26 protein-coding genes are annotated in these 20,999 nt (G+C 66.7%); 7 read left to right on the top strand and 19 right to left on the bottom strand.

Features of this window, described 5'->3' with window-relative positions:
- The first annotated feature begins 118 nt into the window (after nucleotides 1-118).
- Nucleotides 119-751 carry a uracil phosphoribosyltransferase gene (gene upp, locus SriyCCGPB3_RS08125; protein WP_005409099.1) on the top strand — a complete coding sequence of 211 codons (633 nt, stop codon included), beginning with the start codon at nucleotides 119-121 and terminating at the stop codon, nucleotides 749-751.
- Nucleotides 752-862: 111 nt separating this feature from the next.
- On the opposite strand, the gene SriyCCGPB3_RS08120 is transcribed toward upp, so the two are convergent.
- Nucleotides 863-1,342 carry an SRPBCC family protein gene (locus tag SriyCCGPB3_RS08120; RefSeq protein WP_164162394.1) on the bottom strand — a complete coding sequence of 160 codons (480 nt, stop codon included), beginning with the start codon at nucleotides 1,340-1,342 and terminating at the stop codon, nucleotides 863-865.
- The gene (locus SriyCCGPB3_RS08115; RefSeq protein ID WP_164162396.1) at nucleotides 1,314-1,682 is read right to left on the bottom strand and encodes a metalloregulator ArsR/SmtB family transcription factor; all 369 of its coding nucleotides are present in this window, start codon (nucleotides 1,680-1,682) and stop codon (nucleotides 1,314-1,316) included. The genes SriyCCGPB3_RS08120 and SriyCCGPB3_RS08115 overlap by 29 nt, the downstream gene beginning before the upstream one ends.
- A gap of 125 nt (nucleotides 1,683-1,807) precedes the next feature.
- Between SriyCCGPB3_RS08115 and SriyCCGPB3_RS08110 the strand changes: the two genes are divergently transcribed.
- A complete protein-coding gene (locus tag SriyCCGPB3_RS08110; RefSeq protein WP_110711935.1) occupies nucleotides 1,808-2,101 on the top strand; it encodes a PsiF family protein in 294 nt (97 codons plus the stop codon).
- An 82-nt stretch (nucleotides 2,102-2,183) separates the two neighbouring features.
- On the opposite strand, the gene SriyCCGPB3_RS08105 is transcribed toward SriyCCGPB3_RS08110, so the two are convergent.
- From SriyCCGPB3_RS08105 to rsmD, 6 genes are all read right to left on the bottom strand, one after another.
- Nucleotides 2,184-3,071 carry an MBL fold metallo-hydrolase gene (locus tag SriyCCGPB3_RS08105; RefSeq protein WP_110711934.1) on the bottom strand — a complete coding sequence of 296 codons (888 nt, stop codon included), beginning with the start codon at nucleotides 3,069-3,071 and terminating at the stop codon, nucleotides 2,184-2,186.
- Nucleotides 3,072-3,191: 120 nt separating this feature from the next.
- Nucleotides 3,192-4,922 carry a gamma-glutamyltransferase gene (gene ggt, locus SriyCCGPB3_RS08100; protein ID WP_164162395.1) on the bottom strand — a complete coding sequence of 577 codons (1,731 nt, stop codon included), beginning with the start codon at nucleotides 4,920-4,922 and terminating at the stop codon, nucleotides 3,192-3,194.
- Nucleotides 4,919-5,200, bottom strand: a complete 282-nt coding sequence (locus SriyCCGPB3_RS08095) for a YfhL family 4Fe-4S dicluster ferredoxin (protein ID WP_004153175.1) — start codon at nucleotides 5,198-5,200, stop codon at nucleotides 4,919-4,921. The genes ggt and SriyCCGPB3_RS08095 overlap by 4 nt, the downstream gene beginning before the upstream one ends.
- 132 nt (nucleotides 5,201-5,332) lie before the next feature.
- The gene (locus SriyCCGPB3_RS08090) at nucleotides 5,333-5,824 is read right to left on the bottom strand and encodes a hypothetical protein (protein ID WP_004153167.1); all 492 of its coding nucleotides are present in this window, start codon (nucleotides 5,822-5,824) and stop codon (nucleotides 5,333-5,335) included.
- Nucleotides 5,825-5,884: 60 nt separating this feature from the next.
- Nucleotides 5,885-6,394 carry a pantetheine-phosphate adenylyltransferase gene (coaD, locus tag SriyCCGPB3_RS08085; RefSeq protein ID WP_014036814.1) on the bottom strand — a complete coding sequence of 170 codons (510 nt, stop codon included), beginning with the start codon at nucleotides 6,392-6,394 and terminating at the stop codon, nucleotides 5,885-5,887.
- Between the two features lie 26 nt (nucleotides 6,395-6,420).
- The gene (gene rsmD, locus SriyCCGPB3_RS08080; protein WP_049423552.1) at nucleotides 6,421-6,999 is read right to left on the bottom strand and encodes a 16S rRNA (guanine(966)-N(2))-methyltransferase RsmD; all 579 of its coding nucleotides are present in this window, start codon (nucleotides 6,997-6,999) and stop codon (nucleotides 6,421-6,423) included.
- A gap of 655 nt (nucleotides 7,000-7,654) precedes the next feature.
- On the opposite strand from rsmD, the gene htpG reads away from it, so the two are divergent.
- Complete coding sequence (htpG, locus tag SriyCCGPB3_RS08075; protein ID WP_350260065.1) at nucleotides 7,655-9,544, top strand: molecular chaperone HtpG; 1,890 nt, start codon at nucleotides 7,655-7,657, stop codon at nucleotides 9,542-9,544.
- A gap of 182 nt (nucleotides 9,545-9,726) precedes the next feature.
- On the opposite strand, the gene SriyCCGPB3_RS08070 is transcribed toward htpG, so the two are convergent.
- Nucleotides 9,727-10,026 carry a hypothetical protein gene (locus SriyCCGPB3_RS08070; protein WP_350260064.1) on the bottom strand — a complete coding sequence of 100 codons (300 nt, stop codon included), beginning with the start codon at nucleotides 10,024-10,026 and terminating at the stop codon, nucleotides 9,727-9,729.
- Between the two features lie 129 nt (nucleotides 10,027-10,155).
- Between SriyCCGPB3_RS08070 and ftsY the strand changes: the two genes are divergently transcribed.
- The 3 genes from ftsY (at nucleotide 10,156) to SriyCCGPB3_RS08055 (ending at nucleotide 12,975) form a co-directional block, all read left to right on the top strand.
- Nucleotides 10,156-11,493, top strand: coding sequence for a signal recognition particle-docking protein FtsY (gene ftsY / locus SriyCCGPB3_RS08065; RefSeq protein ID WP_350260063.1), 1,338 nt, complete (start codon nucleotides 10,156-10,158; stop codon nucleotides 11,491-11,493).
- 82 nt (nucleotides 11,494-11,575) lie between these two features.
- Nucleotides 11,576-12,700 (top strand): A/G-specific adenine glycosylase, encoded by a 1,125-nt coding sequence (gene mutY / locus SriyCCGPB3_RS08060; protein WP_350260062.1) that lies wholly within the window; start codon nucleotides 11,576-11,578, stop codon nucleotides 12,698-12,700.
- Between the two features lie 5 nt (nucleotides 12,701-12,705).
- Complete coding sequence (locus SriyCCGPB3_RS08055) at nucleotides 12,706-12,975, top strand: oxidative damage protection protein (protein WP_004153160.1); 270 nt, start codon at nucleotides 12,706-12,708, stop codon at nucleotides 12,973-12,975.
- Between the two features lie 38 nt (nucleotides 12,976-13,013).
- On the opposite strand, the gene SriyCCGPB3_RS08050 is transcribed toward SriyCCGPB3_RS08055, so the two are convergent.
- From SriyCCGPB3_RS08050 to SriyCCGPB3_RS08005, 10 genes are all read right to left on the bottom strand, one after another.
- The gene (locus tag SriyCCGPB3_RS08050) at nucleotides 13,014-13,463 is read right to left on the bottom strand and encodes a DUF6491 family protein (protein WP_032128869.1); all 450 of its coding nucleotides are present in this window, start codon (nucleotides 13,461-13,463) and stop codon (nucleotides 13,014-13,016) included.
- A 204-nt stretch (nucleotides 13,464-13,667) separates the two neighbouring features.
- Nucleotides 13,668-14,381: a lipoprotein-releasing ABC transporter ATP-binding protein LolD gene (gene lolD / locus SriyCCGPB3_RS08045; protein ID WP_014036806.1), complete on the bottom strand. Its 714-nt coding sequence runs from the start codon at nucleotides 14,379-14,381 to the stop codon at nucleotides 13,668-13,670.
- Nucleotides 14,374-15,615, bottom strand: a complete 1,242-nt coding sequence (locus tag SriyCCGPB3_RS08040; RefSeq protein ID WP_014036805.1) for a lipoprotein-releasing ABC transporter permease subunit — start codon at nucleotides 15,613-15,615, stop codon at nucleotides 14,374-14,376. Before SriyCCGPB3_RS08040 ends, lolD begins: the two co-directional genes overlap by 8 nt.
- Nucleotides 15,616-15,638: 23 nt before the next feature.
- Nucleotides 15,639-16,088 carry a hypothetical protein gene (locus tag SriyCCGPB3_RS08035; protein WP_164162811.1) on the bottom strand — a complete coding sequence of 150 codons (450 nt, stop codon included), beginning with the start codon at nucleotides 16,086-16,088 and terminating at the stop codon, nucleotides 15,639-15,641.
- Nucleotides 16,039-16,287 (bottom strand): succinate dehydrogenase assembly factor 2, encoded by a 249-nt coding sequence (locus SriyCCGPB3_RS08030; protein ID WP_005409080.1) that lies wholly within the window; start codon nucleotides 16,285-16,287, stop codon nucleotides 16,039-16,041. Before SriyCCGPB3_RS08030 ends, SriyCCGPB3_RS08035 begins: the two co-directional genes overlap by 50 nt.
- Before the next feature lie 98 nt (nucleotides 16,288-16,385).
- Complete coding sequence (locus tag SriyCCGPB3_RS08025) at nucleotides 16,386-17,171, bottom strand: succinate dehydrogenase iron-sulfur subunit (protein ID WP_005409079.1); 786 nt, start codon at nucleotides 17,169-17,171, stop codon at nucleotides 16,386-16,388.
- A gap of 66 nt (nucleotides 17,172-17,237) precedes the next feature.
- A complete protein-coding gene (sdhA, locus tag SriyCCGPB3_RS08020; protein WP_049445482.1) occupies nucleotides 17,238-19,028 on the bottom strand; it encodes a succinate dehydrogenase flavoprotein subunit in 1,791 nt (596 codons plus the stop codon).
- A gap of 31 nt (nucleotides 19,029-19,059) precedes the next feature.
- Nucleotides 19,060-19,446 carry a succinate dehydrogenase, hydrophobic membrane anchor protein gene (sdhD, locus tag SriyCCGPB3_RS08015; RefSeq protein ID WP_024958619.1) on the bottom strand — a complete coding sequence of 129 codons (387 nt, stop codon included), beginning with the start codon at nucleotides 19,444-19,446 and terminating at the stop codon, nucleotides 19,060-19,062.
- On the bottom strand, nucleotides 19,443-19,835 hold the full coding sequence (sdhC, locus tag SriyCCGPB3_RS08010) for a succinate dehydrogenase, cytochrome b556 subunit (RefSeq protein WP_024958620.1): 393 nt from the start codon (nucleotides 19,833-19,835) through the stop codon (nucleotides 19,443-19,445). Before sdhC ends, sdhD begins: the two co-directional genes overlap by 4 nt.
- 56 nt (nucleotides 19,836-19,891) lie before the next feature.
- Complete coding sequence (locus SriyCCGPB3_RS08005; protein WP_005409075.1) at nucleotides 19,892-20,062, bottom strand: DUF1674 domain-containing protein; 171 nt, start codon at nucleotides 20,060-20,062, stop codon at nucleotides 19,892-19,894.
- 39 nt (nucleotides 20,063-20,101) lie between these two features.
- Between SriyCCGPB3_RS08005 and SriyCCGPB3_RS08000 the strand changes: the two genes are divergently transcribed.
- The gene (locus tag SriyCCGPB3_RS08000; RefSeq protein ID WP_350260061.1) at nucleotides 20,102-20,977 is read left to right on the top strand and encodes a YgfZ/GcvT domain-containing protein; all 876 of its coding nucleotides are present in this window, start codon (nucleotides 20,102-20,104) and stop codon (nucleotides 20,975-20,977) included.
- Nucleotides 20,978-20,999: the final 22 nt, after the last annotated feature.

Below are 20,999 nucleotides of genomic sequence, written 5' to 3'. Positions count from 1 at the left end.
GGTTGCATGGCAATGACATGCATCTGCACATTTCGCGTACCAGGGCCACGGCCCGGTTTGGGGTTCGGCCCGCCGATCCGGCAAAATGGCGCCCTCTCTCCTTTTCCCCTTCCCGACCATGAAGATCGTCGAAGTGCGCCACCCGTTGGTGCAGCACAAGATCGGCCTGATGCGCAATGCCGCGCTCAGCACCAAGGATTTCCGCGAACTGGCCAACGAGCTCGGCACCCTGCTGGCCTACGAGGCCACTGCCGACCTGGACACCGAGCCGCACACCCTGCCCGGCTGGGCCGGCCCGGTCACCGTGCAGCGCATCGCCGGTGCCAAGATCACCGTGGTGCCGATCCTGCGCGCCGGCCTGGGCATGCTCAGCGGCGTGCTGTCGCTGATCCCGGCAGCACGCGTCAGCGTGGTCGGCCTGCAGCGTGATGAGGAAACCCTGCAGCCGGTGCCCTACTTCGAGCGCCTGACCGGCCGCCTGGAAGAGCGCGACGCGCTGATCCTGGACCCGATGCTGGCCACCGGCGGCACCCTGATCGCCACCATCGACATGCTCAAGCGGGCCGGTGCCCGCCGCATCAAGGGCATCTTCCTGGTGGCCGCGCCGGAAGGCATCGAAGCGGTCAAGGCCGTGCACCCGGACGTGGAGATCTACACCGCGGCCATCGATGCCCAGCTCAACGACAAGGGCTACATCCTGCCGGGCCTGGGCGATGCCGGCGACCGCATCTTCGGTACCCGCGTCGGCTGAGCCGCCGAACCGGGGTCAGAGCCCTTTCGTGCCGAAAGGGATCTGACCCCAACACCGCGGGGGTCGGATCCCTTTCGCAGAAAGGGCTCTGACCCCGCCCCGGATGCCGGCCTACAGGCCGGCTGCGAAGGTTTCCAGCTGGCCGATGACGGTGTTCCAGCCGTCGAAGAAGCCCAGCTGCTCATGCTGGTCACGCAGGGCCTTGTCCGGATGCATCACCCGCGCGGTGTAGCGGCAGCCCTGCCCCTCGTCCTCCATGGTGATGACGGCGGTGAAGCCCAGCCACGGTGACTGCGGTCGCCAGCCTGGCCCCAGCATCGAGGTGAACACCAGGCGCTGCTGCGGCACGATCTCCAGGAAGCTGCCCGGATTGTCACTGCTGCCGCCATCAGGGCCCTGCATGAAGGTGTGGAAGGCCCCGCCGGGGCGCAGGTCAAATGCACGCACCTCGGTTGTCCAGGGCTTCGGGCACCACCACTGGCGCAGCAGTTCCGGGTCGGTCCACGCCCGCCACAAGGCGGCGCGCGGTGCGTTGAGCACACGGCTGATGACCAGATCGGTGTCAGGGTTGTTGCCTGCGTCTACGGCCATGGGCCTGCTCCTGTCGGTGAAGGGTTTCGACAAAATCGACCATGCGGTCGGCGCGCGCCTCCCACATGGCACGCTGTTCGGCCAGCCATTGCTCGGCCTGGCCCAGCCGCGCCGGCACCAGTTCGCAGGTGCGTATGCGCCCCTGCTTGTGGCTGCGCACCACGCCGCTGCGTTCCAGCACGGCCAGATGTTTCATCAGCGAGGGCAAGGCCATCTCGAACGGCTCGGCCAGCATCGACACCGTGCGCGGCCCCTGCCCCAGCGCGGCCACGATCGCGCAACGGGTCGGGTCGGCCAACGCGTGGAAGATTTCCTGGATGGCGGGATCATACTTACCCATATGGCTAAGTAATACGCCGATCTGAATGCCGATGCAAGCGGTCATGGCCGAACCGCGATTCTTCACGTGGCCTTGCCGTGTGGAAGCGAATGCTCCGCGCACCCGCCACCGCTTGGAGCACACCGATGAAAGCCTCTTTCCTGCTGGCCGCCGTCCTGCTGGTCAGCCTGCCCCTGGCGGCCAACGCCACCACACCGCAGCAGCAGCGCATGGCCGAATGCTCGGCCAAGAACAAGGGATTGAAGGGCGATGCCTACAAGACCGCGCAGAGCTCCTGCCTCAGTGGCCATGCCGCCGACGCCAAGCCGGTCAATGCACAGCAGGAACGCATGCGCAAGTGCAACGCCGACGCCGGCGCCAAGAAGCTGGCCGGTGATGCGCGCAAGACCTTCATGAGCAGCTGCCTGAAGGCGTCGTAGCAATCACGTCCGGGTAGAACGCCATCCACGCATGGCGTGGATCTACCCGCACACGAAGGCCGGGCATTGCCCGGCCTTTTCATCAACCGAGGGCGCGCGCCTTCAGCTCGCCCTGTTCGTGCAGGGTCACGAAACGCCCCTTGTCGTCACGGCCCAGCTGCGCCAGCGCCACCTGCGGATCGTGGGTGAAGAACAACCGCACGTTGCGCGCCAGCTTGTCTTCAAGGAACTGCCGCTTCTCGTCGATCAGCAGCTCGGCGTTGCGGTCGTAGCCCATGGTGATCGGCACGTGCACCCATGAACGCCCGGGAATCAGATCGGCACAGAACACCACGCCACCATGCGCACCCTCGCCGGCATGCGCGTGACCGACGATCTCGGCCAGCATCAACCCAGGCGTATGCCCGTCGCTGTAGCTGAAGCGCACGCTGCGGCCGAGCGCCTTCGAGTACTCCCCGTCCACCACTTCCAGGCGGCCACTGGCCTGTAGCAGCCCAGGCAGCTCCGGAATGAAGCTGGCCCGATCGCGCGGGTGCGGCTGCAGAGCGCGCTGCCAGTGCTGTGCACCAACCACATAGGTCGCATTGGGGAACAGCAGTTCCGGCTCGCGTCCTTCGCTCCACGCCGCCAGCAGTCCACCGGCATGATCGAAGTGCAGGTGGCTGAGTACCACCACGTCAATGTCTTCATGCTCGAAGCCGGCTTCGCGCAGCGAATCGATCAGCACGTGCTGGCTTTCCTGCACGCCGTAGCGCTCGCGCATGCGCGGATCGAAGAATGCACCGATGCCGGTTTCAAACAGCACCGTCTTGCCTTCCAGCGGGCTGGCAAGCAGCGCACGGCAGGCCAGCTCGATGCGATTGAGCTCGTCAGGTGCCGCCCATTTTTCCCACAACGCACGCGGCGCGTTGCCGAACATCGCGCCGCCATCAAGGCGCTGCGAGTTTCCACGAATAGACCAGAGTTTCATGTGCCGATTATCGGCGCCGGCTCGTTAAATAATCGCTAGAAAGGAAACTGAAAACCCCGCCGGCAAAGGCGGGGTTTCAGGGATCTGCCAGATTGCCGGCCAGCGGCCGGCGCTACCGTATCAGCGTGCTGGTACGACCTGGGCGCTGCCCACCGGGTTACGGGGATCGCTGCCGCCGAACAGCGTGTTCGTCTTGCGGTCCCATTCCACCGTCTGCAGGTTGCCCCACACGTGACTGGACCCACGGCCGCCTGCGGCGACATCGCCGGGCAGGTCGATCTTGTGACCCATCGCCTGCAGCTGCTTCACCGTCGCCGCGTCGAACGCATCGTCCTCGGCTTCGATCAGGTCCGGCAGCCACTGGTGGTGGTAGCGCGGCAGCGCGGCAACCTGCTGCGCATCCAGGCCGTCGTCGTAGCCGAGGATGCCCAGCAGCACCATGGTGATGATGCGGCTGCCACCCGGGGTGCCCAGCACCACCACCTTGTCGGCGTTCTCCATGAAGGTCGGCGTCATCGAGCTGAGCATGCGCTTGCCCGCCTTCGGCGCATTGGCCTCGTAGCCCATCACGCCGAACGCATTGGGCGTACCCGGCTTCAGCGCGAAGTCGTCCATCTCGTTGTTCAGCAGCACGCCGGTGCCCTTGGGAATCAGCCCCGAGCCGTACAGCAGGTTGACGGTCTGGGTGGCGCCGACGCGGTTGCCGTCGCGATCGATGATCGAGAAGTGCGTGGTCTCGTCGTCTTCCAGCGGCGTCGGGTTGCCCGACAGCAGGTCGCTGGGCGTGGCCTTCTCCGGATGGATGGTCGCCCGCAGGCCCTGTGCATAGTCCTTGCTGGTCAGCACCTTCTGCGGGATCTGCACGAAGTCCGGATCGCCAAGGAAGAAGGTGCGGTCACGGTAGGCGCGGCGCATCGATTCCACCACCAGATGGGTGCGGTGCGCCGGGTCCATTTTCCTGATGTCCCAGCCTTCCAGGATCTGCAGCATGCTGGCCAGCGCGATGCCACCGGACGACGGCGGCGGTGCGGTGGTGATCTTCCAGCCGTTGTAGTTGAACACGATCGGTTCACGCTGCTTCACGCGGTAGCCGGCCAGCTCTTCGGCGGTCCACTTGCCGCCGGCCTGCTTCACGCCGGCCAGCAACAGCTTTCCGGTCTGGCCCTTGTAGAAGCCATCGAAGCCACCCGCGGCCAAGCGCTCCAGCGTCTGTGCCAGCTCCGGCTGCTTGAACAGGTCGCCGGTGGCGATCGGCTTGCCATTGCGCAGGTAGACCTCGCGCGTGCCGGGATAGCGCTCCATCACCTCACGGCGAGAGGCATAGCCCTTGGCCATGCGGTCGTACACCGGGAAACCTTCGCGCGCGATGCGGATCGCCGGCTGCAGCGACGCCGACAGCGGCAGCTTGCCATGCTTGGCCGACAGTTCGACCAGAGCTGCGGGCAGGCCCGGAATGCCAGCCGACCACGCGCCGTTGACCGAGCGGTCACGGTCGAGGTTGCCCTGCTTGTCGAGGAAGGCCTGCGGGGTTGCTGCAGCCGGCGCGGTCTCGCGCGCGTCCAGCATCACGTCCTTGCCGGTGGCCGCATCATGCAGCAGGAAGAAGCCGCCACCGCCCAGGCCGGAACTGATCGGCTCGACCACCGCCAGCGTGGACGATACCGCCACCGCGGCGTCGAAGGCGTTGCCGCCCTGCGCCAGGATATCGATGCCGGCCTGGGTGGCCAGCGCGTGACCGCTGGCAATGGCCGCGCCATCGGGGCGCTCGGCACGGGCCGGGCTGTCGGCCCAGGCAATTGGACTCAGCAGCAGGCCGAGCAGCAACAGGCGGCGGACGATCAGCGTCTTCATTCGGATGGGGGCTCCGCATAGAGTTCGGGGTGATCGTGCTGCAGCTGGCGCAGCTTGGCCAGCAGCTGGTCTTCCGTTTCCACGATCTCCGGGTCCGGGTCGATGCACTCGACCGGGCAGACGACCACGCACTGTGGCTCGTCGAAATGACCCACGCATTCGGTGCAGCGCGCAGGGTCGATCACGTAGATGGTTTCACCCATCGCAATGGCCTGGTTCGGGCAGGCCGGCTCGCATACGTCGCAGTTGACGCAGAGCTCGTTGATTTTCAGCGACACGGCGATACTCCTCGCCCGCGCCCTGGGACAAAGGACCGGCCAGCGCGGGCGCGCGGGCCGGTCAGGTCATCAGCGGCGCCCTTGCAGGACGCCGCCCGGGCCATGCCGCAGCATGGCCGCCATGGCTCGGTATTACTTGGCTTCGACGAAAATGTACTCGGCACCGGTCGGCTGGATCGCAGCCTGCACACGGGCGTTGTCGGCCGACTGGCCGATGAAGACGACGCGCACGCCCTTCATCGAATCCGGCGACACGTCCTTGAACACGGCCTGGATCATGTCAGCCATCTTGCCCGAGGCCGACGAACCGAAGGCCAGCATGTTGCCCGGCTGCACGCCACGGGCCACGGCCTGGGTCGCACTCTCGGTCTGGCGCTCGTACTTGGCCTGGAAGTCCGGGTCCGATTCCGGCGAGAGGTAGTACAGGAACGGGCTGTTGGTGATGTTGCCCATGTTCTGGATCGCCACTTCCTGCAGGTACTTCTTCCAGCCTGCATCGTCGTCCTTGGACGGAGCGACCAAGGCCTGCTTGGCCTCGTCGACCGGAGCGGCCTCTTCCTTCTTGCAAGCGGTGAAGGCCAGGGCCAACGAAGCGATCAGCATCGCGCGCATGGTGGTGTTCATGGGTTTCCTCCCGGAATGGTGCGTGGTGTTGTACGTAATGGGGTGCGGGTACAGCGGGGCTTACGACTGTGCCGACTTCGCTTCGCGGACCTTGCGCAGGGCTTCGAGCACCGCGGCCGGCACGAAACCGGACACGTCGCCGCCCAGGCGCGCGATCTCGCGGACCAGCGAGGACGAAATGAAGCTGTGCTGCTCGGCCGGGGTCAGGAACAGGGTCTCGACCTCCGGGATCAGGTGGCGGTTCATGCTGGCCATCTGGAACTCGTACTCGAAATCGGACACCGCGCGCAGGCCGCGCAGCAGCACCCCGCCCTGGACCGAGCGTACGAAATGCGCCAGCAGGGTATCGAAGCCGATGACCTCGACATTGCCGTGGTGCGCCAGCGCGCCACGCGCCAGCTGCACACGCTGCTCCAGCGGCAGCGCCGGGCCCTTGGACGGGCTCTGCGCCACGCCGACCACGACCTTTTCGAACAGCGGCGCGGCGCGGCTCACCAGGTCGATGTGACCGTTGGTGATCGGGTCGAACGTGCCGGGATAGACGGCGATGCGGCGGTTGGCCACGGTCATGGGCGGATGCAGATGTTCAGATGAGGTCAAAGTGTAGCAGTGGCGCGGCGGTACAGGGCAAAGCGCACCTCGCGGGTGCCGCCCTCGCGGTGCAGCAGCCAGTCCGGCGGCAGCACCGGCACGTGGCCGGCCGGCGATTCCAGGTACAGCCAGGCATCGGCGGCCAGGTGCCGGGGCAGCTGGGCCAGCACGTCCTGCCACAGGCCATCGGCGAACGGTGGGTCGATGAAGACCAGATCGGCCTGCTGCGCGGGCGCGCCCTGCAGCCAGCGCAGGGCATCGGCCTGCACGACGCTGATCTGGTCGCTGGCCTGCAGCTTGGTCACTGCGGCGGTCAGATTACGCCCCAGCTGGGCATCGCGCTCGACCAGGGTGGCGTGGGCGGCACCACGCGAGACCGCCTCCAGCCCCAGCGCGCCACTGCCGGCGAACAGGTCCAACACGCGGGCCCCGCCGAGCCTGGGCATCAGCCAGTTGAACAGGGTTTCGCGCACGCGGTCGCTGCTGGGCCGCAGGCCCGGCAGGGTCGGCACCGGCAGGCGGGTATTGCGCCAGCGTCCGCCGATGATGCGGACCTGGCCGTCATTGCCCCCACGGCCGCTCATCGGCGCCCCCGGCGGGAGGTATTCGAGAATTTCAGCATGAGCGGGATTGTAGTTCGGCCGGCCCGCGGCCGGCACCCGCAGAAGCCACAGCAACGTCAACGTCAACGTCAAAAGCTGGTTTTCTGTGGGATGGCGGGGTGGGTCCGGTTGAGGGGGACGCCGTGAACCCGTCCCTGGGGGCTTGGTCGCGGCATCCATGCCGCTCACACCCCCTCAACCGGACCCACCCCGCCTTCGACAGTTTCCTGCGAGCTGTCGGAACGTCATCTTGGGGTCAGATCCGTTTTCCTGCGGAAAACGGATCTGACCCCATTTGATGTATCGATATCTGACAGATGTGTCGACCAAGGTCGACACCTACCAACAGCCGCGTGAACCTGTCGAAGGCGGGGCGGTGTGGGTTGGCAGGACCGTTGGCGCCATGGATGGCGCCATCGAGCCCCCATGGACGGGTTTACGGCGTGTCCTGCCAACCCACACCGCCCCGCCTAACCAACAGACAGCCAAGAGCCGGCTGTTGCTGTTGCTGCTGCTCTGGCCTCGGCGGGTGCAGGGCGCAGCCCTGCCAGAACAACCCCTTGATTTCGGGACAATCAGCCATACCCCTTGGCGAGGCCGCACGCGCTGGCGCGGCATTGCACACGGAGCCTTATCGATGACCGAGACCCCCCAGACCGAAACCCTTGGCTTCCAGACCGAAGTCAAGCAGCTGCTGCAGCTGATGATCCACTCGCTGTATTCCAACAAGGAAATCTTCCTCCGCGAGCTGGTCTCCAACGCCGCCGATGCCGCCGACAAGCTGCGTTTCGAGGCCCTGACCCAGCCGGCCCTGCTGGAAGGCGACAGCGAGCTGCGCGTGCGCGTCAGCTTCGACCCCACCGCCCACACCATCACCATCGAAGACAACGGCATCGGCATGAGCCGCGCCGAAGCCATCGCCCACCTCGGCACGATTGCAAAGTCCGGCACCGGCGACTTCCTGCGCCAGCTGTCCGGCGACCAGAAGAAGGATTCGCAGCTGATCGGCCAGTTCGGCGTCGGCTTCTACAGCGCCTTCATCGTCGCCGACGAAGTGGAAGTGACCTCGCGCCGCGCCGGCCTGGCTGCAGGCGAAGGCGTGCGCTGGACCTCGCGCGGCGAAGGCGATTTCGACGTCGCCACCGTCGACAAGGCCGAGCGCGGCACCCGTATCGTGCTGCACCTGAAGGACGGCGAGCACGACTTCGCCGATGGCTGGCGCCTGCGCAGCATCCTCAAGAAGTACTCGGACCACATCGGCCTGCCGATCCAGATGTCCAAGGAGGGCGAAGAAGGCGCCGCCGGTGAGTGGGAGACCGTCAACCGCGCCAGCGCACTGTGGACCCGTCCGCGCACCGAGATCAGCGACGCCGAGTACACCGAGTTCTACAAGCACGTGGCGCACGACCACAGCGATCCGCTGGCCTGGAGCCACAACAAGGTCGAGGGCAAGCTGGAGTACACCTCGCTGCTGTACGTGCCCGGCCGCGCGCCGTTCGACCTGTACCACCGCGATGCGCCCAAGGGCCTGAAGCTGTACGTGCAGCGCGTGTTCGTGATGGATCAGGCCGAGCAGTTCCTGCCGCTGTACCTGCGCTTCATCAAGGGCGTGGTCGATTCCAACGACCTGTCGCTGAACGTCTCGCGCGAGATCCTGCAGTCCGGCCCGGTCATCGATTCGATGAAGGCGGCGCTGACCAAGCGCTCGCTGGACATGCTGGAGAAGCTGGCCACCGACAAGCCGGAGCAGTACGCCACGTTCTGGAAGGAATTCGGCCAGGTACTGAAGGAAGGCCCGGCCGAGGACTACAACAACCGCGAGAAGGTGGCCGGCCTGCTGCGCTTCGCCTCCACCCGTGGCGACGGCGATGCGCAGACCGTGTCGCTGGCCGACTACCTCGGCCGCATGACCGAAGGCCAGGACAAGATCTACTACCTGACCGGCGAGAGCTACAGCCAGGTGCGCAACAGCCCGCACCTGGAAGTGTTCCGCAAGAAGGGCGTGGAAGTGCTGCTGCTGACCGACCGCATCGACGAGTGGCTGATGGGCTACCTGACCGATTTCGATGGCAAGGGCTTCGTCGACATCGCCCGTGGCGACCTCGACCTGGGCGCGCTGGAAAGCGAGGCGGACAAGCAGGAGCAGGAAGCGGCGGCCAAGGACAAGCAGGGCCTGGTCGAGCGCCTGAAGACGGTGCTGGGCGACGACGTGGCCGAAGTGCGCGTCTCGCACCGCCTGACCGATTCGCCGGCGGTGCTGGCCATCGGCGAACAGGACCTGGGCCTGCAGATGCGCCAGATCCTGGAAGCCAGCGGGCAGAAGGTGCCGGACAGCAAGCCGGTGCTGGAGATCAACCCGGGCCACCCGCTGATCGCCAAGCTCGATGCCGAAGCCGATGGCGCGCGTTTCGACGACCTCGGCCGGGTGCTGTTCGACCAGGCTGCGTTGGCCGCCGGTGACAGCCTGAAGGATCCGGGCGCCTACGTGGCGCGCCTGAACAAGCTGCTGCTGGAGCTGTCCGCCTGATCGACAGGGTGGTCGCCGGGCATGGCCCGGCGAAGCTCTGGTAGGTGCCAACCTTGGTTGGCACTGCTGCCCTGGCAGAGGCCAACCTTGGTTGGCGCCCCAAAAGCGTGCCAACCAAGGTTGGCACCTACCAGGGCGTCGAGCGTGTCAACCAAGGTTGACACCCACCCAAGCCGGGCGGCTCAGACCTCGCGATCCAGCAGCGAACCCAACATCTGGTCCTGGCGGCGGATCACCGCGGCATTGGCGGCGAAGGCCACGACCTCGGCTTTTGCGGCCAGCAGATCACCCAGCGGCGCGCCGGCATCGGCGCCGGTGGACGTCACCGAAGCCTGCACCCCACCCTGCTCGGTGGCATTGCGCTGCAACTGCAGGTGCTGGGCATCCGGGGTCGCCAGGTTGGCCACGTTGTGCGCGGCCACCTGCACGCCCTGCTGGGCCGCACGCATCCCGCTGAGGGCGATTCCCATCACGTTGTTCATGGCGGTCTCCGGGCCGCCTTGCGCAGCCCTCCGGACCAGTTAACGGCCGGTGGACCGCGACCTTGAGTCCACATCGGCCCGACAGGCCCGAGTGGTAGCATATCCCTCTGATTTCAGCGCCTTTTGCCAATGCTCAGTTTTTTCCGCCGCAAGAAGCCCCAGGATGCCCCCGCAACGGAGGCTCCCAAGACCCAGCACTACTCGGCTGAAGAGCTGGCGGCGGCATTCCCGTCGGCCGCGCCGGTCGAGGACAAGGAACCCGCGCCGGTAGCTGCGCCGGCCGCACCTGCCCCCGCTGAGCCGCCCGCGGCAGCGGTCGCCCCGGTAATGGTCGAACCCACCCCGGTGGCTCCCGCTCCGGTGGTCCCGGCCGTCCCGGCACCCATTGCCCCGGCCCCGATCACGCAGATCGACGTCGCCCCTGTCGCTGCCCCAGCCATCGAGCCGGTGCCTGCGCCGCTGCCGGAACCCGCTCCTGCACCGACCCCGGCACCGGTCTCCGACGACCTGCCTGCCGCCGCCTCGGTCGACGCCGTTCCGGCGCCTGCCGGCAAGCCCGGCTGGCGCGAACGCCTGCGCAACAGCGTCATCGCGCGCAGCTTCGGTGGCCTGTTCTCGCGCAACCCCAAGCTTGACGACGACCTGCTGGATGAGCTGGAAACCGCACTGATCACCGCCGACGTCGGCGTGGGCGCCACCACCGACCTGGTCGAGGGCCTGCGCAAGCGCATGAAATCGCGCGAGTTCGCCGACGCCAATGCGCTGCTGGCCGCGCTGCGCGCCGAGCTGATCGCAATCCTGCAGCCGGTGGCCAAGCCGCTGGTGATCGACCGCAACGCCAAGCCCTTCGTGGTGCTCACCGTTGGCGTCAACGGCGTCGGCAAGACCACCACCATCGGCAAGCTGGCCAAGCGCTTCAAGGACGATGGCCACAGCCTGATGCTGGCCGCCGGTGACACCTTCCGCGCCGCCGCCGTGGCCCAGCTGCAGGCCTGGGGCGAGCGCAACGGCGTGGCCGTGGTCGCGCAGGGGCAGAACGCTGATGCCGCTTCGGTGGCATTCGACGCGCTCCAGGCCGGCAAGGCCCGTGGCACCTCGGTGCTGATCGCCGATACCGCCGGCCGCCTGCACACCCAATCCGGCCTGATGAACGAGCTGGGCAAGATCCGCCGCGTGCTCGGCAAGATCGACCCCACCGCCCCGCACGAAGTGCTGATGGTGATCGACGGCACCACTGGCCAGAATGCGCTGTCGCAGCTGCGCCAGTTCAATGCCGCAGTGAAAGTGACCGGCCTGGTGGTGACCAAGCTGGACGGCACCGCCAAGGGCGGCGTGGTGTTCGCACTGGCCCGCGAGTTCGGCATTCCGATCCGTTTCGCCGGCATCGGCGAGCGCCCGGAAGACCTGCGCGTGTTCGACCCGGAAGCTTTCGTCGACGCCCTGCTGCCCGAAGCGCTGGGCGCCTGATACACCGTGCAGCCACGCATGGCGTGGCTCTACTGCAATCCAGTAGAGTCACCCCACGGGTGGCTGCCTCTCTGGAACACCAATGCCCCGCCAGCCGCACGCCAGCGCCGGAACCACGCAGACTGACGACTTCGTCGCCCGCCTGCTGCACTGGTTCGACGACCACGGCCGCCACGACCTGCCCTGGCAGCACCCGCGCAGCCCCTATCGGGTCTGGCTGTCGGAAATCATGCTGCAGCAGACCCAGGTGAGTACGGTCATCCCGTATTTCCAGCGGTTCCTGCAGCACTTCCCGACCTTGCCCGACCTCGCCGCCGCCAGCAACGACGCGGTGATGGCGCAGTGGGCCGGGCTCGGCTACTACGCCCGCGCACGCAACCTGCATGCCGCTGCGAAGCGCTGCGTGGAACTGCACGACGGCGACCTGCCGCGTGATTTCGATGCATTGCATGCCCTGCCCGGCATCGGCCGCAGCACCGCCGGTGCGATCCTCAGCCAGGCCTGGAACGACCCGTTCGCGATCCTCGATGGCAACGTCAAGCGGGTGCTCAGCCGTTACCACGGCATCGAGGGTTTCCCCGGGCTGCCGGCCATCGAGAAGCAGCTGTGGGCGATCGCCGAGGCGCACGTGGCGCAGGTGCCGAATGGGCGCATGGCTGACTACACCCAGGCGCAGATGGACCTGGGCGCGACGGTGTGCAGCCGTGCCAGACCCGCCTGCGTGATCTGCCCGCTGCAGGACGACTGCGTGGCGCGCCGCGAAGGCCGCACCACCGAACTGCCGACACCCAAGCCCAGCAAGACCCTGCCCGAACGGGAAGCGGTGGCCCTGCTGCTGCGCGACCCCCAGCAGCGCGTGCTGCTGCAGAAGCGGCCGGACACCGGCATCTGGGCGCAGCTGTGGACGCTGCCGCAGGCCGATGCCGGCAGCGTGCTGCAGGACTGGTTCGACGTGCACGTCGACGGCTCGCTGGAAGAGGCCGAAGAGCTGCCAATACTGCAGCACACCTTCAGCCACTACAGGCTGCATCTGCAGGTACTGTCGCGGCAGGTGCACGGCCTGCGCGTGGAAGAACCCACGCTGCGCTGGGTTGCCGCCGACGAGCTGCCCACGCTGGGCCTGCCGGCACCGATCCGCAAGCTGCTCGACGGCGCCACCATCAAGGCGCCGAAACGAACCTCCAAGAAATCCCGCAACCACGAGTGAGTGCCATGTCCCGAACCGTCTTCTGCCAGTACGAACAACGCGATGCCGAGGGCCTGGACTTCGTGCCCTACCCCGGCGAACTGGGCCAGCGCATCTTCAACAACATCGGCAAGCAGGCCTGGGCTGCGTGGCTGGCGCACCAGACCATGCTGATCAACGAGAACCGCCTGTCGCCGCGCACGCCGGAGCATCGCGCGTTCCTTGAAGGCGAACTGGTCAAGTTCCTGTTCGAGAAGGACGCGGAAAAGCCAGCCGGCTTCACCCCGGAAGCCTGACACACAGGTAATGCCGGCCAGCCGCCGGCACTACCACGCTACTTCGTGCTTTCCTCGCGCTCCTGCACCTGCGCCTGGCGCAGCTCCTGCTCGGAGGCGCGTAGCGCCTTCACGTCCAGCTTGCGGATGCTGTCGATGAAGCACGGCATGCGCGGGCCGCCGGTGGGGTCGCGCACCAGCACCTTGTCGAAACGCGCCGAAACACGGTTCATCTGGCTGGTCAGGCCGATGGCGGTGGCATACGGCAGGTCCTGGCAGGGGCCTCTCAGCTCCAGCAGATAGGCCTCGCTGGGACGCGTCCACACCGCCAGTGCGCTGTCACCCAGTTCGGTCCAGCCATTGAGGCTGCCGAAGAACTGCATGTCGTTCTGCGGCGCGCCGGCATGGGCGCGGTACAGGTCAAGCTTCTCGGCAGAGCTGAGCCGGCCAGTGGTCGCGCAGGCGGCCAGCGCCAGGCAGAGTCCGGCCATCAGGATCGGGGTCTTCATGGCGATCTCCTCGGGGAACTGTCGCCATCATGCGCCTGCGCAGACAACGCCGGCGCGAAAGCCAGTACCCCATTCAGCAGCCGGTCGGCGGTCACCCCAAGCAGGCCCAAGGCTCGGGATTCCGGTAGTCGCCAACCTTGGTTGGCGCTTGCCCTGCAAGAGCAGCCGACCAAGGTCGGCTTCTACCAAAGCGGGCCCAGCGCCTCAGACGTCGGCGTGGGCCAATGCGTGCAGGCGCCCTTCGCGCAGCTCCAGCACCCGGTCCAGGCGCCGCGCCAGGCTGCGGTCGTGGGTGACCAGCACCAGGCTGGTATGACGCGCACGGTTGAGTTCCAGCATCAGCTCGAACACAGTGCCCGCGGTGCGGTCATCCAGGTTGCCGGTCGGCTCGTCGCCGAGCACGCAGGCCGGATGATTGACCAGCGCACGTGCCACCGCGGCACGCTGGCGTTCGCCGCCGGACAGCTCGCCCGGCTTGTGGTCCAGGCGATGACCGAGGCCGACCGCTTCCAGCAGCGTGGTGGCCCGGCTGCTCGCCTCGGCCACTGCAGTACCGGCCAGCAGCACCGGCATCATCACGTTTTCCAGCGCGGTGAACTCAGGCAGCAGGTGGTGGAACTGGTAGACGAAGCCCAGCGCCTGGTTGCGCAGCAGGCCACGCGCGGTGTCCGACAGCGCTGACATGCGCTGGCCGGTCACGTAAACCTCACCCGCGGTCGGAATGTCCAGGCCACCCAGCAGGTGCAGCAGCGTGCTCTTGCCGGCACCGGAAGCACCGATGATCGCCACCGTTTCGCCGGCGGTCACGGTCAGGTCCAGGCCATCGAACACCGGGGTCTGCATGCGCCCTTCGGCGTAGGTCTTGCCCAGTGCTTCGGCGCGGATCACTTCATCGCCGCGGTTGAAGACCTTATTCATAACGCAGGGCCTCCGCCGGCTGGGTGCGTGCTGCCCGCCAGGCGGGATACAGGGTGGCCAGGAAGCTCATCAGCAGCGCGACCACGGTGATCGCCACCACGTCGCCGGTCTGCATGTCGGTCGGCAGGCCGGTGATGTAGTAGACGTCCTCCGGCAGCAGCTTGACGTTGAACACGCTTTCGATGGCGCCGAGGATGCGTTCCAGGTTGAGGGTCAGGGTGATGCCGCCGATCAGGCCGGCCAGCGTGCCGAAGATGCCGATCAGCGAGCCCTGCACCATGAACACCTGCATCACCCCGCCCGGGGTCAAGCCCAGCGTGCGCAGGATGGCGATGTCGGCCTGCTTGTCGGTGACCAGCATCACCTGCGAGGACACCAGGTTGAACGCGCCCATGGCGATGATCAGCGACAGCAGGATGCCCATCACCACCTTCTCCATGCGCAGCGAGTGGTAGAGGTTGGCGTTCTGCTGGGTCCAGTCACTCACCCGGTACGCGCCGCCAAGGCTCTGCGCCAGGTCCACGCCCACTTCCAGCGAGCGGTCCATGTCGTGCAGTTTCAGGCGCACGCCGGTGGCGCCGTCGCTGCGCAGCACGCGCTCCAGGTCCTGCATGTTGGCAAAGCCGACGCCGCGGTCGACCTCGTTGTAGCCAGCCTCGAAGATGCCGCTGACGGTAAAGCGTTTCATCCTCGGCACGGCGCCGGCAGGCGTGCCCTGCACTTCGGCAAAGGTCACCAGCACCTGGTCACCGACATCGACGCCCAGCCAGATCGCCAGCTCCTTGCCCAGCAGCAGGTTGAAGCTGCCCGGCGTGAGGCTGTCATAGCTGCCCTTGGTGACCTTCTTGTCGATCACCGACACCTTCGGCTCCAGCGCCGGATCGATGCCCTGGATGATCGCACCCTGCACGCGCGGGCCGCTGATCATCGACTGGATCTCGATGTACGGCGCGGCACCCGCCACCCGCGGGTCCTTGCGGGCGATGTCGACCACGCGCATCCAGTCCGGCATCGGCTCACCGTCGCGGCTGATGGTGGTGTGCGCGGTCATCTGCAGCAGGCGGCTGCGGATTTCCTTCTGGAAACCGCTCATCACCGCCAGGGTGGTGATCAGCACCGTGACGCCGAGCGCGATGCCCAGGATCGATGCCATCGAGATGAAGGAGATGAAGCCGTTGCGGCGCTTGGCGCGCAGGTAGCGCAGGCCAATGGCCACGGGAATGGGTTTGAACATGCAGGCACGCCGGTCAATTCAGCTTATGGTGCCATCGACCGGGGCCGACGGGAAACGCCACGTGCGGCCACGGCCAGTCGCAGTTCACGTCGCTGCCCGGAATCCAGCACATCGGGCCAGAACAGCAGGCGCCGGCGGCGCCGATCCTCACGCCAGAGCAACAACAGCCATGGGCCACGCACGACCAGCTGTGGTGCATCGACGTCCTGCCCAGCCACCTGCAGCGGCTCGGGCGGCATCGGCAGAAGCACCTGCACGCGTGGCCTGCGCTGGCGCCAGGCCAGTTCGGCCAACCCGACGCTCCAGGCCAGCACCACCGCGGGCATCAGCAGCCGTGAAGGCAGATCCGATGCGCGCAGCAGCAAGGGTGCGGCCAGCAGCACCGCCAGTTGGGCGGCGGCCTGCAGCCGCGAGGGGCGCCACTCAAGGCTTGAGGGCGAGGATCTTCTGCATGAGGGGGATCGCGTGCGCATGCGGGCAGGCCTCGTAGCCCATGAACCAGCGCCACAACTTATCGTCCTCGCAGTCGAGCAGGAAGAGGAAAACCTCGCGCTCTTCGGTCGGCGCAGTGCTCCACTCGTGGTCCAGGTAACGGCCGAACAGCTGGTCCAGCTCGCGCATGCCGCGGCGGCAGCGCCAGCGCAGCTTCTTCAGCAGAACATCTTCTTCCATCGTGTTTCTCCAGATACAGCAAAGCCACGCATGGCGTGGCTCTACTGGGGTGGCAAAGCCACGCGTGGCGTGGCCCTACCGGGTACAGCCGGGCCTGATCAGGCGCGGCGTTCCATCATCAGCTTCTTGATCTCGGCGATCGCCAGTGCCGGGTTCAGGCCCTTCGGGCAGGTCCGGGCGCAGTTCATGATGGTGTGGCAGCGGTACAGCTTGAACGGATCTTCCAGATCGTCCAGGCGCGCACCGGTGTCCTCATCGCGCGAGTCGATGATCCAGCGGTAGGCCTGCAGCAGGATCGCCGGGCCCAGGTAGCGCTCGCCGTTCCACCAGTAGCTCGGGCAGCTGGTCGAGCAGCAGGCGCACAGGATGCACTCGTACAGGCCGTCCAGCTTCTTGCGGTCTTCCGGCGACTGCAGGCGCTCACGGTCCGGCGGTGCCGGGGTCTGGGTGCGGATCCACGGCTTGATCGACGCGTACTGCGCGTAGAAGTGGGTCAGGTCCGGAACCAGATCCTTGACCACGTTCATGTGCGGCAGCGGGTAGATCGGCACTTCCTTCTTGCCGCAGTCCGAGATGGCTCGGGTGCAGGCCAGGGTGTTGGTGCCGTCGATGTTCATCGCGCACGAACCGCAGATACCTTCGCGGCAGGAGCGGCGGAAGGTCAGGGTCGGGTCGATCTCGTTCTTGATCTTGATCAGGGCGTCCAGGACCATCGGGCCACAGGCGTCCAGATCGACTTCATAGGTATCGGTGCGCGGGTTGCTGTCGTCGTCCGGACTCCAGCGGTAGATCTTGAAGGTGCGCACGTTCTTGCCGCCGTTCTTGACGGGGAAGTGCTTGCCCTTCGTGATCTTGGAATTCTTGGGGAGTGAAAACTCGGCCATGGCTGCTCTCGTTGGCTCAGGCGGCCCGCGCCCGTGGGCGCGGATTGCATGGTAGGCGGGGTCGGATCAGTACACGCGCGGCTTCGGCGGCACCACGGACACGTCGTCGGTCAACGTGTACATGTGCACCGGACGGTAGTCGAAGCTGCACTTGCCCTTCTCGTCGACGCTGACCAGGGTGTGCTTCTGCCAGTTGACGTCGTCGCGGTCCGGATAGTCCTCGTGCGCATGCGCGCCGCGGCTTTCCTTGCGCTGTTCGGCCGAGTTGATCGTCGCCACCGCGTTGAGCAGCAGGTTGTTCAGCTCGTAGGTCTCGATCAGGTCCGAGTTCCAGACCAGCGAACGGTCGGAGACCTTCACGTCCTGGAACGAGTCGAAGATCTTGTCCATCTTCTCGCAGCCTTCCTTCAGCGTCTGGCTGGTGCGGAAGACCGCCGCGTCGGCCTGCATGGTGCGCTGCATGCGATCGCGGATGACCGAGGTCGGGGTATCGCCGTTGGCGTGGCGCAGCTTGTCCAGCAGGCCCAGCGCCTTGTCGCAGGCATCGGCCGGCAGCGGCTTGTGCGAAGCGCCCGGCTTGATGGTCTCGGCGCAGCGGTTGGCCACCGCACGACCGAACACCACCAGGTCCAGCAGCGAGTTCGAGCCCAGGCGGTTGGCGCCGTGCACGGACACGCAGGCGGCTTCACCGATGGCGTACAGGCCCGGCACCACGGCATCCGGGTTGTCGCCGACCTTGCGCACGACTTCGCCGTGATAGTTGGTCGGAATGCCACCCATGTTGTAGTGCACGGTCGGGATGACCGGGATCGGCTGCTTGTGCACGTCGACGCCGGCGAAGATGCGGGCGCTTTCTGCGATGCCCGGCAGCTTCTCGTCGATCACGCCGGGGCCGAGGTGGGTCAGGTCGAGCAGGATGTGGTCCTTGTGCTCGCCGACGCCGCGGCCTTCGCGGATCTCGATGGTCATCGAACGGCTGACCACGTCGCGCGAGGCCAGGTCCTTGTAGTGCGGTGCGTAGCGCTCCATGAAGCGCTCGCCGCTGCTGTTGCGCAGGATGCCACCTTCACCGCGGACACCCTCGGTGATCAGGCAGCCGGCACCGTAGATGCCGGTCGGATGGAACTGCACGAACTCCATGTCCTGCATGGCGATGCCGGCACGCATGGCCAGGCCGCCACCGTCACCGGTGCAGGTGTGCGCCGAGGTGGCGCTGAAGTAGGCACGGCCGTAACCGCCGGTGGCCAGCACCACGCCCTGGGCGCGGAACAGGTGCAGGGTGCCGTCGGACATGTCCAGGGCCAGCACGCCGCGGCAGGCGCCTTCGTCGTCGAAGATCAGGTCGAGCGCGAAGTACTCGATCATGAAGCGCGCATCGTGCTTCAGCGACTGCTGGTACAGGGTGTGCAGCATCGCGTGGCCGGTACGGTCGGCCGCCGCGCAGGTACGCTGCGCCGCCGGGCCTTCGCCGTACTTGGTGGTCATGCCACCGAACGGACGCTGGTAGATCTTGCCTTCGGCGGTGCGCGAGAACGGCACGCCGTAGTGTTCGAGCTCGATGATGGCCGGGATGGCCTCACGGCACATGTATTCGATGGCGTCCTGGTCGCCCAGCCAGTCCGAACCCTTGATGGTGTCGAAGAAGTGGTAGCGCCAGTCGTCCTCGCCCATGTTGGCGAGTGCGGCCGAGATACCGCCCTGGGCGGCAACGGTGTGCGAACGGGTCGGGAAGACCTTGGTCAGGCACACGGTCTGCAGGCCCTTGGCGGCCAGGCCGAACGTGGCGCGCAGGCCGGCGCCGCCGGCGCCGACCACGACCATGTCGTACTTGTGTTCGGTGATCTTGTAAGCGGACATCTAATCTGGATTCCTGTGTTGGTGCCTGGGCTCAGGCAACGCCGAGGGCGATGCGGCCCACCGCAAACACACTGACGATCATGCCGAGCACGGCGACGAACTTCACCGCGGTCTGCAGCACCAGGGCCAGCAGCGATTCGTGGATGTAGTCTTCCAGCACGACCTGCATGCCGAGCTGCGCGTGCCAGAACATGGCGATCAGCAGGCCGATCAGCGGCACCGCGTTCCACGGCTTGGCCACGGCGGCGGCGGCGGTCGCGTAGTCCGAGCCCAGCAGGCTCAGCACGAAGACCAGGAACCAGATGCCCAGCGCCACCAGGGCGGCGGCGGTCAGGCGCTGGTGCACGAAGTGCTCGGTGCCGGTCTTGGCCGAGCCAAGGCCACGCACGCTCTTCAACGGGGTACGGAACTTGCTCACGCGGCACCTCCGAACATCACATAGGCCCACACCAGCAGGGTGATCACCAGACTGCCGATGACCGACAGCCAGCTGCTGCGGATGAAGGCGGGGATGCTGAAGCCGATGGCGAAGTCCTGCACCACATGGCGGATGCCATTGCACAGGTGATAGGCGAACGACCATGTCCACGCGAACAGGAACACGCGGCCATACCAGGCCCCGGCATGGCCGGTGAAGCAGTTCCAGGACTCGGGCCCCATCATCAGGGCCAGCAGGCCGGCGGCGATGATGAGGGCACCAACAGACAGAAAGACGCCAGTGGCTCGATGCAGGATCGAGGTGGCCATCTGAATCTGCCAGCGATACACCTGAAGGTGCGGGGAAAGTGGGCGTTGTCTGGTCGCCATTCGCTGGGCTCGTTGTCTCGGCTGGGCGGCACGCGGCCGCGTTGGCTCAATGCTGATCAGAAATCGATGCAGCGTCCGTTTTTCTCCCAATCGCCGTACCGCACCGGATCAAGTCCGCCGCGGCCGCCGAATTCCTCTGCTTTTTCCTGTTCCACGGGCACGGGTGCCGCGGGGACCAGCGGGGCTTCAGATTCGTCGTCGGGAGTGGGGGTTGTTTGGCCTATCATGTTCGGTCTCGCAACGCACAAATTTTAGACCTCGTTCACGTGCCTGACAACCTGCCCCCTGCTTTCGTCGGATATCCGCGCCTGCCCGGCCACCAGCTGCTGAGCCTGCAAGGCCCGGATGCGGCTGTCTTTGCCCACGCCCAGTTCAGCAGCGATGTCACCGCCCTGCCCCTGCAGCACTGGCAGTGGAGCGCTTGGCTGAGCGCCAAGGGCCGCACCCTGGCGGTGTTCCAGCTGCTTCGACTGGCGGACGACCACGTGATGCTGGTGCTGGCCGACGGCGATGCCGATGCGATTGCGTCGCAACTGCAGCGCTTCGTGTTCCGCCGAAAGGTGAAGGTGCAGGTGCGCAGCGATCTGGCGGTGGCCGGCGCGTTCACCGCACCCGAGGCCGCCAGTGGCGCCGCGATTGCGCAGACCGCAGGTGACGGCTGGGAGCTGGACTTGGGCAGCGACGCCTTGCCGCGGACCCTGCGCATTGGCAGCGCCGATGCCTTCGCCGCCGGCAGTGAAGCCGATGAGGCCGCTTTCGCACTGGCCTGGCGCCAGGCCGACCTGCGCTACGGTCTGCCCCGACTGCAAGAAAGCCAGCGCGAAGCGTGGACCCCCCAGCAGCTGGGGTTGGACCGCCTGAACGGTTACAGCGTGAAGAAGGGCTGCTATCCCGGCCAGGAAATCGTCGCCCGCACTCACTTCCTCGGCAAGGCCAAGCGCGCGGTGCAGCTGCTGCATACCGCGGCACCGGCGCAGGCCGGCGATGGCGTGCAGCAGGATGGCGCAGCGCTGGGCACGATTGCCTGCGTGGCCGGCGACTTGGCACTGGCGGTGCTGCCGCTGGAAGCCAGCGACGCTGATCTGCAGGTCGGTGATGCCATCGCGCAGCGCATGCCGCTGCTGGATGGATTGGCGCGCTGAATCCCGGTGGATGGTGGATGAA

It is taken from the genome of Stenotrophomonas riyadhensis (genome assembly GCF_040256885.1).
Classification (GTDB): Bacteria; Pseudomonadota; Gammaproteobacteria; order Xanthomonadales; family Xanthomonadaceae; genus Stenotrophomonas; species Stenotrophomonas riyadhensis.
The sequence above is the reverse complement of the archived record's forward strand: the minus strand, read 5'-3'. Positions and strand labels throughout refer to the sequence as shown.